The organism is Streptococcus sanguinis, assembly GCF_020729765.1.
In the GTDB taxonomy this organism is placed as follows: domain Bacteria; phylum Bacillota; class Bacilli; order Lactobacillales; family Streptococcaceae; genus Streptococcus; species Streptococcus sanguinis_Q.
The window spans coordinates 46,496-58,261 of sequence record NZ_JAJEPD010000034.1; the positions used below are offsets into that span (position 1 = coordinate 46,496).

Below are 11,766 nucleotides of genomic sequence, written 5' to 3' on the forward strand. Positions count from 1 at the left end.
ATGAAACTGAATGTGAATCTCCCGTATCATCCCTATGATATTCTCATCGAAAAGGGGTCTTTATCTCAGGCTGGAAGCTGGCTGAGTCAGCTTTGGCAGCCTCAGAAGGTAGTTATCGTCACGGACAATCGAGTGGCTCGACTCTATGCGGAAAAGGTCAAGCTGAGCTTGGAAGCGGCTGGGTTTGAGACTTTTGTCTTTGACTTTTTGGAGGGTGAAGCCAGCAAGAACTTAAAGACAGTCAACAAAGTCTATGAGTTTTTGGTCAAGGTTGGTCTGACTCGCAGTGACGGTATTGTGGCCTTGGGTGGCGGCGTTGTTGGTGATTTGGCAGGATTTGTTGCTTCTACCTACATGCGAGGCGTTCATTTCGTGCAGATTCCGACTAGTCTGACAGCTCAAGTGGACTCCTCTATCGGTGGTAAGACAGGTGTCAATACGCCCTGGGCCAAGAATATGGTCGGCACCTTTACCCAGCCAGATGGCGTTCTGATTGACCCAGAGGTCTTGCATACTTTGGGTCAGCGGGAACTAATCGAAGGCATGGGCGAGGTGGTCAAGTACGGTTTGATTGAGGACAAGGAACTCTGGGATGAGCTGTCAGAAATGGATGGCAGTCCAGAGTCGATTTTGGATTATGCAGAGAGCATCATCTACCATTCCTGCGATGTCAAACGTAAGATTGTGGTCGAGGACGAGCTGGATAATGGCGTCCGCCTCTATCTGAATTTCGGCCATACTATTGGGCACGCTATTGAAGCGACGGCGGGCTATGGAAAAGTCATGCACGGTGAAGCTGTAGCGATTGGCATGGTACAAGTTTCCCGCGTCGCTGAAAAGAAAGGCCTCATGCCAGCCGGAATCACAGAAAACATCATCCATATGTGTCAGAAGTTTGGCTTGCCGGTGGATTACCAGCCTTGGAATGAAGCTGCTCTTTATCAGGCCTTGACCCATGATAAGAAGGCTCGAGGGAATTCTATTAAACTAGTACTTGTTCCTGAGTTGGGTTCGGCTAGTATTCACCAGATTCCGCTGGAAGAGATGAAAGAATTTCTGAAGAAATAAGTGCCAGATGGAGTTTAAGATGATTGGACAGTTTGGATGAAAAATAGACAGAGTGTCCAGCTCTTTCCATCCCAGAAATAGGAGAAAATGTATGAGATACTTAACAGCAGGAGAATCGCACGGACCACGTCTGACAGCTATTATTGAGGGAGTGCCAGCTGGTCTTCCTTTGACCGCTGATTATATCAATGCTGAGCTCAAGCGTCGTCAGGGTGGGTACGGACGCGGTGCCCGTATGAAGATTGAAAGCGACCAAGTTGAGATTACGTCTGGTGTTCGGCATGGATTGACTATGGGCGGACCGATTACCCTCAATGTCACGAATCTGGATCATCAGAAATGGCTGGAGATTATGAATGCGGCAGATGTGGATGAAAAGAAAAAAGGGCTGCGCAAGATTACCAAACCACGCCCTGGCCATGCGGACTTGGTTGGTGGTATGAAATACCGCTTTGACGATTTACGAAATTCCCTTGAGCGCTCTTCTGCGCGTGAAACGACTATGCGTGTGGCAGTCGGAGCAGTAGCCAAGCGTTTGCTTGAAGAAATCGGTGTGGAGGTAGCCAGCCATATCGTAACCTTTGGTGGCATTGATATTGATGTGCCGAACAATCTGACTGTAGGAGAAATCAAGGAAAGAGCTGCCCAGTCAGAGGTTTCCATTGTCAATCCCGATCGCGAAGAAGAAATCAAGGCCTACATTGACCAGATTAAGAAAGACGGGGATACCATCGGTGGTGTCATTGAGACTGTCGTTGGTGGTGTGCCGGTTGGTCTGGGCTCCTATGTCCAATGGGACAAGAAGCTGGATGCTAAGATTGCTCAGGGAGTCGTGTCCATCAATGCTTTCAAGGGAGTCGAGTTTGGTGTGGGCTTTGAAGCCGGTCGTCTCAAAGGCAGTCAAGTCATGGATGAAATCCTTTGGTCTGAGGAGGATGGCTTCACTCGCAGGACCAATAATCTAGGCGGCTTTGAGGGCGGTATGACCAATGGTCAGCCAATCGTGGTGCGCGGGGTTATGAAGCCTATTCCAACCCTTTACAAGCCTCTGATGAGCGTGGATATTGAGACCCATGAGCCTTATGAGGCGACGGTGGAACGGAGCGATCCTACGGCTCTGCCAGCGGCGGGTGTTGTCATGGAAAGCGTGGTGGCAACAGTTTTAGCCACCGAAGTCTTGGAGAAATTCTCTTCGGATAATCTGGAAGAACTAAAGGATGCGGTAGCCCGCCACCGGGAATTTGTCAAGAACTTTTAGAAGAAAGGAGTGGGCATGGAGAGAAAAACAGTCTATATCGCAGGTCTGGGACTGATTGGAGCTTCTTTGGCTCTGGGCATCAGGCGAGCTCATCCTGAGATTGAAATTCTCGGCTATAACAGAAGTGAAGAATCGCGTAGAGTTGCCTTGGAACGTGGAATGGTAGACCGGGTAACGGATGATTTTGCCGCCTTTGCTCCATTGGCTGATGTGATTATTCTGTCTGTGCCCATCAAGCAGACCATAGCATTTATCAAAGATCTAGCGGAGCTGGACCTGAAGGAAAATGTTATCATTTCAGATGCTGGATCGACCAAGGCTGAGATTGTGGCAGCTGCAGAAAAGTATCTTCAGAATAAGCCCGTCCGTTTCGTCGGAGCTCATCCTATGGCTGGAAGTCACAAGACCGGAGCCAAGGCAGCCCATGTCACCCTCTTTGAAAATGCCTATTATATCTTCACGCCCTCTAATCTGACCAAGCCGGGTACTCTTGAGGAAATGAAAGACTTGCTAAGTGGTCTTCATGCCCGCTTTATTCAGGTAGATGCAGCCGAGCATGACCGAGTGACCAGTCAAATCAGCCATTTTCCTCATATCCTAGCTTCCAGCTTGATGGAGCAAGCAGCAACTTATAGCCAAGAGCATGAGCTGACCCAATCTTTTGCAGCCGGTGGTTTTCGAGATATGACACGGATTGCGGAGAGCGAGCCAGGTATGTGGACCTCTATTCTCTTGACAAATCCTGAAGCTATCTTGGAGCGGCTAGAAGATTTTAAAGACCAGTTAGACAAGGTTGCCGCAGCGATTGAGGCTAAGGACGAGACCGCAATCTGGGAATTTTTCGACCGAGGACGGCAAAGCCGCAAGCAGATGGAAATTCATAAGCGGGCCGGTGTAGACAGCTTTTACGACCTCTTTATTGAGGTGCCTGATGAAGAAGATGCGATTTTGGGCATTCTGGAGCTCCTGCGGGGAATTTCTGTTGTCAATATTCGTATCAACGAGGAAAACCGCGAAGATATCAACGGTATTCTGCAAATCACCTTTAAAAATCACCAAGATTTGGAAAAATCTGCTAAAATAGTAAGAGAAAATACGGATTACCTAGTGTCCGAAGACTAATATAGATTGGAGAACTCTATGTCAAATATTTATGATTTAGCCAATGAACTAAGCAGAAATCTGCGTGATCTGCCTGAGTACAAGGCAGTTGCAGAAAGCAAGAAAGCAGTAGATGCTGATAGCGAAGCGAAAGCTATTTTTACAGATTATCTGGCTTTCCAGCAGGAGTTGCAACAGCTGGCTCAGACTGGTCAGGTACCGACTCAGGAGGTACAGGACAAGATGACTTCCTTTGGTGAGAAGATTCAGGGCAATGCTGTTCTTTCTGAATTCTTCAATAAGCAGCAGCAACTGTCCATCTATCTAGCGGACATTGAGCGTATTATCTTTGATCCGGTGCAGGATTTGCTTAAGTAAGCTAATAAAAAAAGAAGAATCTGGGCTGAATACCTGGATTCTTTTTGCTTCAGCTAGGATTCCAGAAATTTTAAGAATTTCTGGTCTTTTTATGATAAAATAAGAAGCAACAAAGGAAAGTATGAGGTCACCTATGAAATTATCAACCAATGTAAAAGGCCTGAAGGGCCGTATCCGCGTACCTGGAGATAAGTCTATCAGTCACCGTTCCATTATTTTTGGCAGTTTGGCCAAGGGGGTCACCACCGTTCATGACATTCTGCGAGGAGAAGATGTGCTGTCAACCATGCAGGTTTTTCGTGACTTAGGCGTGCAGATTGAGGACGATGGAAATCTAGTCAAGATACATGGCGTAGGATTTGAAGGTTTGCAAGCACCGAAAAATAAGCTGGATATGGGCAATTCTGGAACGTCTATCCGTTTGATTTCTGGTGTTTTGGCTGGTCAGGACTTCGAAGCGGAGATGTTTGGTGACGACAGTCTATCCAAGCGGCCTATGGATCGGGTGACCATTCCTCTGCGGCAGATGGGAGTAGAGATTTCTGGTCGGACTGAGCGCGATTTACCACCGCTCAAGATGAAGGGCAGCAGGGAACTGCAACCTATTCACTATCAGCTTCCAGTGGCTTCTGCTCAGGTTAAATCGGCCTTGATTTTTGCTGCCCTACAGGCTCAGGGAGAGTCGGTTATTATTGAAAAGGAAATCACTCGTAATCATACAGAAGATATGATTGCCCAGTTTGGTGGGCAGATTGAGGTTGAGGGTAAGGAAATTCGCATTCAGGGTGGTCAGGAATTCACTGCTCAGGAAGTGACGGTTCCAGGTGACATTTCCAGTGCGGCTTTTTGGCTGGTGGCTGGATTGATTGTGCCGGACTCTAAGATTGTCTTAGAAAATGTCGGCATCAATGAAACTCGTACAGGGATTTTAGATGTGATAGAGGCTATGGGCGGACGGATGACGCTGTCAGATGTCGATCCAGTAGCTAAGTCTGCTACCATCACCGTTGAGACTTCTGAGCTTAAGGGAACGGAGATTGGAGGCGAGATTATCCCACGCTTGATTGATGAGTTGCCGATTATTGCGCTTCTGGCGACTCAGGCTCAGGGACGGACTGTTATTCGTGATGCAGAGGAGCTCAAGGTCAAGGAAACCGATCGGATCCAGGTAGTGGCAGACGCTCTCAATAGCATGGGCGTAGCTATTGCCCCGACGGAAGACGGCATGATTATTGAAGGGAAAACACCTCTTCATGGTGCTCAGGTCAACACCTTTGGCGACCATCGCATCGGGATGATGACGGCAATTGCTGCTTTGTTGGCTCAAAGCGGTCAGGTAGAACTTGAGCGGTCTGAAGCCATTAAGACCAGCTATCCAAGCTTCTTCAGCGACTTGGAGGGCTTGATGCATGGCTAGGATATTGCTAGGCTTTATGGGAGCCGGAAAATCCACAGTGGCCCGAGGCTTAGCCCAAGACTTTGTCGATATGGATGAACTCCTCTGCCAGCGGCTGGGCATGTCAATCAAGGACTATTTTGATCAGCATGGTGAAGCAGCCTTTCGGACTGCAGAAGCCCAGCTCTTGGCTGAGTTGATCGATACGGACTTGGTCGTCTCAACTGGCGGCGGTGTAGTCGTCAGCCCAGAAAATCGCAAATTACTGACTCAGAATGCTGACAATATCTATCTGAAAGCTGATTTTGAAACGCTCTATCAGCGAATTCAGCAGGATGCTGAGCAGGAGCGGCCTTTGTTCTTAAACCAGAGCAAGTCAGACTTGCAGCAGATTTTTGAGCAGCGTCAGGCCTGGTATGAGGAAGTGGCGACCCAGATTGTTGATACGAGGCTCAAAAGCCCGCAGGAAATTATTGAGGAAATTCAATGAAAATAGCATTTTTAGGTCCTAGAGGCTCCTTTTCTCACCATGTAGCCCAAGCTGCCTTTCCCAGCGAGGACTTGGTGCCCTATCAGAATATCACCGAGGTCATGAAGGCTTATGAGGCTAGGGAAGTGGATTACTCGGTCGTTCCGGTGGAAAATTCCATTGAGGGCAGTGTCCATGAAACCTTGGACTATCTTTTTCATCAAGCAGATATTCAGGCGGTTGCTGAGATCGTCCAGCCCATCAAGCAGCAGCTCTTGGTGACTGATTTAGAAAAGCCGATTGAGAAGATATTTTCTCATCCCCAGGCTATTGCCCAAGGAAAGAAATATATCCGCCAGCATTATCCGCAGGCCGCCATTGAGGTGACGGCTAGTACGGCCTATGCAGCTCGTTTTGTGGCAGAGCATCCTGAAAAGAATTTTGCGGCTATTGCCCCGCGCACGGCTGCAGCAGAATACGGGCTCAAAGTAGCAGCCAGCGACATTCAGGAAATGGAAGAAAATTATACCCGCTTCTGGATTCTAGGTCATGAGGTTCCTAAGCTTGAACTGACCAAGACAGGAGACAAGCAGACACTGGCTTTGACCTTGCCGGACAATCTGCCTGGTGCCCTCTATAAGGCTTTGTCGACCTTTGCTTGGCGTGGGATTGACCTGACCAAGATTGAGAGCCGGCCTCTAAAAACGGCTTTGGGAGAGTATTTCTTCATTATTGACATTGACAACGAGCAGAAAAAATTGGCGGATTTTGCCTATCAAGAGTTGACAAGTCTTGGAATTACTTATAAAATTTTTGGTAGCTACAGTGTGTTTCTGATTGAGGACAAGTAGCAATAGATTGGAGAAGAGATGAAGAAACCAGAAAATCTTAGCCATCATGAACAGCTCCGCTTAGATTATCTCTACAAAAATTATTATTATCTAAACGATAAAGAAAAGAAAGAATTTGACTATCTGCGTCAGAAGTCCAAGGGGATTGGCAGTTCAGCCAGTGTGCCGGACCATAAAGAGCAGCCGCATACAGTTAGTGACGCCTTTGAGCAAGAGCCTGTGGAAATGGATTCTTCTGGCCTCTTGCCCAAGTACCCTGAGCGTTCTTCTCGCAGCAGAAAGCAAAAGAAGGAGCCGGAAGCTCTGGCAGGAGCTGGTCTGGGACAAGACAAGCCTAAGAAACCTCGCAAAAAAATCCGCTTGAAACGGATTCTGCTTTGGGCAGGGATTTTCCTGCTGATGGTCTTGGGTGGCATGATTTTCATGTTTGTCAAAGGCTTGACGACAGCTCATAATGGCAATTCTAAGCCAGCAGAAACGGAATTCTTTGACGGCAAGGATACTAAGGACGGAGTGAATATCCTCATTCTCGGAACAGATGGCCGGGTTGGTGACGACTCGACTGAGACGCGGACTGACTCCATTATGGTCTTGAATGTTGGTAATAAGGACCACAAGGTTAAATTGGTCAGCTTTATGCGTGATACCCTCATTCACATTGACGGCGTCAGCAATGAGTACACCGATCCGTCGCAGGCAGATTACTATGACCAAAAGCTCAATTCTGCCTACACGATTGGGGAGCAAAACCACAACCGAGGTGCAGATTATGTCCGCCAGATGCTCAAAGATAATTTCGATTTGGACATCAAATATTATGCACTGGTGGATTTCCAGACTTTTGCGACAGCTATTGATACCCTTTTCCCAAATGGCGTCAGCATGAATGCCCAGTTCTCAACGATTGATGGGGAGAAGGTGACAGAAGTTGAAGTGCCAGATGACCTGAATATGAAGGACGGTGTGGTGCCTAATCAAACAATCAAGGTCGGTCAGCAGCAGATGGACGGTCGGACCTTGCTCAACTACGCTCGCTTCCGTAAGGATGATGAGGGCGACTTTGGCCGGACCCGTCGCCAGCAGGAAGTTTTGACAGCTGTCTTCCAGCAGGTCAAAGATCCGACTAAGCTCTTTACCGGATCAGAGGCTCTTGGTAAGGTCTTTGCCTTGACTTCGACCAATGTACCATACAGCTTCCTTTTGACTAATGGTCTCTCTATGGCTGGAGATTCCCGCAACGGGGTTGAGCGCCTGACGATTCCGGAAAATGGCGACTGGGTTGATACCTATGACATGTACGGTGGTCAAGGGCTCTTGATTGACTTTGAAGCCTATAAAGAAAGACTGCAGCAAATGGGTCTCAGATAAGATATATGATATAATGAAAGGTAGGACGATGTTCTGCCTTTTCTTTTGGGAAATGGCAGAGCGATAAAGCAGAAAGAGAAAAATATGTTAAAAAAGAATGATGTGATTGAAGTTGAAATTGTGGATCTGAGCCATGAGGGAGCAGGAGTGGCCAAGGCAGAGGGCCTAGTTTTCTTTGTAGAAAATGCCCTGCCGGGTGAGCTCATCCGCATGCGTGTGCTTAAGGTCAACAAAAAAATTGGCTTTGGTAAGGTAGAAGAATTTCTTCGTACTTCAGCCCAGCGCAATGAAAATCTTGATATGGCTTATCTGCGTACAGGGATTGCTGACTTGGGGCATCTGAACTATCCAGCTCAGCTGGACTTCAAACGCAAGCAGGTCAAGGACAGTCTCTATAAGATTGCTGGTTTGTCCGATATTGAAGTGCCTCCGACACTTGGTATGGAGCAGCCGCTGCGCTACCGCAATAAGGCTCAAGTGCCTGTCCGCCGTGTCAATGGCCAGCTGGAAACAGGTTTTTTCCGGAAAAATTCCCATGACCTCCTGCAGATTGAAGATTTCTATATCCAGGATCCAGTCATTGATCAAGTGATCCTCTTTACACGCGACTTGCTGCGTTGTTTTGACCTCAAACCCTACGATGAGCAAGAAAAGACTGGACTCATTCGCAATCTAGTTGTTCGTCGTGGCCATTATTCAGGGGAAATTATGGTAATTTTGGTGACAACCCGTCCTAAAATATTCCGAGTAGAGCAGCTGATGGAGCGCTTGACAGAGGCTTTTCCAACTATCAAGTCCATTATGCAGAATATCAACGACCAGCCCGGCAATGCGATTTTCGGAAAAGACTGGCGAACGCTTTATGGTCAAGACTACATTACCGACCAGATGCTGGGAAATAACTTCCAAATCTCTGGACCAGCTTTCTATCAAGTCAATACCGAGATGGCAGAAAAGCTCTATCAGACAGCCCTTGATTTTTCCGAGCTGACTGCAGATGATGTGGTGCTTGATGCCTACTCGGGTATCGGAACGATTGGGCTCTCTGTCGCGAAGCATGTCAAGGAAGTCTATGGTGTGGAAGTGATCCCAGAAGCGGTCGAAAATAGCCGAAAGAATGCAGAAATCAACGGTATTGCCAATGCCAGCTATGTCTGCGCCCCTGCTGAAGAAGCCATCCAAAACTGGCATAAAGAGGGCATCCAAGCGAATGTCATCCTAGTCGATCCACCACGAAAAGGCCTGACGGAGAGCTTCATCAAAGCCAGCATCAGCATGGAGCCCAAGAAAATCACTTATATCTCCTGCAATGTCGCAACCATGGCGCGTGATATCAAACTCTACCAAGAATTAGGGTATGAGTTGAAGAAAGTCCAGCCGGTTGACTTATTTCCTCAAACGCATCATGTTGAGGCGGTATCACTGCTTGTACGAGCTGAGGTATCAGCGAAGTAGAAGTAGATGCTCCGCCCATGGGATAGGACTCGTAGAATGAGGAGGGAAACCGACGAAATGATACGGTAAGTCCGAACCGCTGAGTGTGTAGGTTTGCTGGTGAAAAACTTGGAATAAATATTAGAAAATATAATTTAAAGGTTTCGCCACTTTATATTGTACAGATAAAAAAGAAATGTGGAATTGTACTGAAAGGGCATTATATAATATTAAAAATTTTGAGTAAAATAAATTAGAATTTTACGATATATTTTTGTATTTCATAGTAATGAAAAATGTAATATTAGAGGGGTGGAAATGAAGATAGGAATTATCCAAGGAACAACGCAAGTTGATAAAAATGAAATGATATATAAAATAACAAACAAAGTAGTGTCATCAAAGAATTATGAAGTTATAAATTTTGGGKTTTATCCAGAAGAAATAAATTCATATTCATATACAGAAATTGCGGTCTTGATTGCCTTACTCATTAATAGTAAGGCGGTTGATTTTGTAATAACTGGATGTTCCTCAGGGCAAGGAATGAATTTGGCATGTAACACACTGCCAGGATTATTATCAGGCTTTATTCAGAATCCGCAAGACGCATACTTATTCGGAAGAATTAATAATGGTAATGTAGCTAGTTTGCCTTTGGGATTGGGGTTTGGTTGGTTAGGAAATCTCAATCTTGAATATACTTTAGAAAAGTTGTTTGATGGAGAATTTGGAATTGGCTTTCCACCAGAGGTTGCAGAACGAAAGATTAAAGAAACCAGCCGTGTAAAAAAATTTAATAAAATAAGTAAGGTATCTTTGATTGAGTTTATGGAGCAGTTGGAACAGGAATTTATGGCTAAAATATTGTCTAAAAAASATGTCATTGATTATATACTTAAGCATTCAAGGGAGGAGAAACTAATAAAATATCTTTTAAATAAGATTTGAAGCAATCATAAATTTTAAAGATTTATGAAACGAACAATCGCTAGATAAACTGTACCCCAAAAGTTAGATTTTTTTGTGTCTAATTTTTGGGGTGCAGTTCAAAGTATTAGTAATCGAAATAGGTTAATGCGAGTATGAATGAAATTATTGTACGCAATCTAAAGAAAAATTTTCGTGGTAAAGTTGTATTGGACATTCCTAGATTTGAATCGCATTCAGGAGAGATTGTTTCTATAGTGGGCACCAATGGTGCAGGTAAATCAACTTTCATAAAAATTATCTCTGGCTTAATKTTACAGGACGCAGGTGATGTATTTGTTTTTGGCAGTAAGAATACTTCGAAAGATATTCATAACAATGTCAAGCTTGTACTAGAAAGCGGTAGAGGCTACTACGAATATCTGACGGCAAATCAAAATATTGATTACTTTTTACATTTGAATAAAAGTTCGCGTGGTCAGGTTAAGGAAGAATTGGAGGATYTATTTAATAAACTAGCTTTCCATCCCTATGTTGATGTCTTGGTGTCCGAATTGTCACAGGGAACGAGACAAAAATTGTCTTTGATTATTGCTTTACTTTGTAAGCCAAAAGTATTGTGTTTAGATGAGCCAACCAATGGTCTGGATGTCATTGCCAAAAAGCAGTTTGCGAAATTGTTACTAACTCTCAGTCAGGAAAAAGGAACCATTGTTCTCATGACGACTCATGATATCTATTTTGCAAAAGAAATATCAACAAGAATTTGTATCATGAGTAGAGGGAAAATAATCCAGCAAGGTAGTTTCTCAGAAATCTTTGGGAAAAATACAAGGTGGATTAAATATAAAAWAGGTATTTCAGATTCTGAAAAAGATGCTTTTGAGAGACTGTTTCCTGATTTATCTTATCAAGTAGAAAATGAAAGGTTGATTGTTGAAGTAAAAGATAGTCAGGTAAAAAATAATATCTTTAATAATTTTGAGATGATATTTTTTGAAGAAGTTGAAGAAAGCATCGAAGAAATATTGTATGAGGTTATCAATGATGATTAAAGAAATAAGAAGGGAGTTAAAGAGGCAGCTGCAGGAGATGATGCAGTTTAAATTCAATTTATTTTTTTCAAATTTTGGAATTTTGATAATGGTTTCAGCTTATCTTCAATACTTTAAAGATACACAAAGTAAATTTTTATTGTTATGTTTGTTATTTACTTGGTATTTTACGAGTCATAGTATAACGCACCCAACTTTTTTTATTGAGGATGACCTTTATGATAGAACTTTGATTAGTGTAATCCAGAGTAGTAAGAGTGTTTTTCATGTCTTAATGTTTAAAATTATGGTTCAGATATTGGTGGATCTAGTTAAAGCTATACCTATATTCATCGTTTTATCCACGTTAAATGATATTGATTTTCCGGATAGTATCTTAAAGTTAGTTGCAAGCTTCGCTGCATGTATGCTAACTATTATTAGCATATATGGTTTGGGCTTTTGCCTATCAAGCCTCT

11 protein-coding genes and 1 pseudogene are annotated in these 11,766 nt (G+C 44.5%); all 12 read left to right on the forward strand.

The features are described 5' to 3' along the window. Positions 1-1,068 carry a 3-dehydroquinate synthase gene (gene aroB / locus K4H96_RS04730; RefSeq protein WP_223337049.1) on the forward strand — a complete coding sequence of 356 codons (1,068 nt, stop codon included), beginning with the start codon at positions 1-3 and terminating at the stop codon, positions 1,066-1,068. Between the two features lie 91 nt (positions 1,069-1,159). Then, positions 1,160-2,326, forward strand: coding sequence for a chorismate synthase (aroC, locus tag K4H96_RS04735; RefSeq protein WP_223337048.1), 1,167 nt, complete (start codon positions 1,160-1,162; stop codon positions 2,324-2,326). 15 nt (positions 2,327-2,341) lie between these two features. Further along, the gene (locus K4H96_RS04740; RefSeq protein ID WP_223337047.1) at positions 2,342-3,448 is read left to right on the forward strand and encodes a prephenate dehydrogenase; all 1,107 of its coding nucleotides are present in this window, start codon (positions 2,342-2,344) and stop codon (positions 3,446-3,448) included. A gap of 18 nt (positions 3,449-3,466) precedes the next feature. After that, positions 3,467-3,805, forward strand: a complete 339-nt coding sequence (locus K4H96_RS04745) for a YlbF/YmcA family competence regulator (RefSeq protein WP_002895097.1) — start codon at positions 3,467-3,469, stop codon at positions 3,803-3,805. Between the two features lie 133 nt (positions 3,806-3,938). Continuing rightward, positions 3,939-5,222, forward strand: coding sequence for a 3-phosphoshikimate 1-carboxyvinyltransferase (gene aroA / locus K4H96_RS04750; RefSeq protein WP_223337046.1), 1,284 nt, complete (start codon positions 3,939-3,941; stop codon positions 5,220-5,222). Beyond that, complete coding sequence (locus K4H96_RS04755) at positions 5,215-5,691, forward strand: shikimate kinase (protein ID WP_223337045.1); 477 nt, start codon at positions 5,215-5,217, stop codon at positions 5,689-5,691. Before aroA ends, K4H96_RS04755 begins: the two co-directional genes overlap by 8 nt. Further along, a complete protein-coding gene (gene pheA / locus K4H96_RS04760) occupies positions 5,688-6,521 on the forward strand; it encodes a prephenate dehydratase (protein WP_223337044.1) in 834 nt (277 codons plus the stop codon). The genes K4H96_RS04755 and pheA overlap by 4 nt, the downstream gene beginning before the upstream one ends. An 18-nt stretch (positions 6,522-6,539) precedes the next feature. Next, a complete protein-coding gene (locus K4H96_RS04765; RefSeq protein WP_223337043.1) occupies positions 6,540-7,889 on the forward strand; it encodes an LCP family protein in 1,350 nt (449 codons plus the stop codon). An 84-nt stretch (positions 7,890-7,973) separates the two neighbouring features. Then, a complete protein-coding gene (gene rlmD, locus K4H96_RS04770) occupies positions 7,974-9,344 on the forward strand; it encodes a 23S rRNA (uracil(1939)-C(5))-methyltransferase RlmD (RefSeq protein ID WP_317627991.1) in 1,371 nt (456 codons plus the stop codon). 297 nt (positions 9,345-9,641) lie between these two features. After that, entirely contained in the window at positions 9,642-10,274 is a 633-nt protein-coding gene (locus K4H96_RS04775) for an RpiB/LacA/LacB family sugar-phosphate isomerase (protein WP_227956381.1), read from the forward strand. A 134-nt stretch (positions 10,275-10,408) separates the two neighbouring features. After that, positions 10,409-11,308: an ABC transporter ATP-binding protein gene (locus tag K4H96_RS04780; protein ID WP_227956383.1), complete on the forward strand. Its 900-nt coding sequence runs from the start codon at positions 10,409-10,411 to the stop codon at positions 11,306-11,308. Then, positions 11,298-11,766: pseudogene (locus tag K4H96_RS04785) on the forward strand (ABC transporter); the annotation flags it as partial. The gene K4H96_RS04780 and the pseudogene K4H96_RS04785, both read left to right, overlap by 11 nt.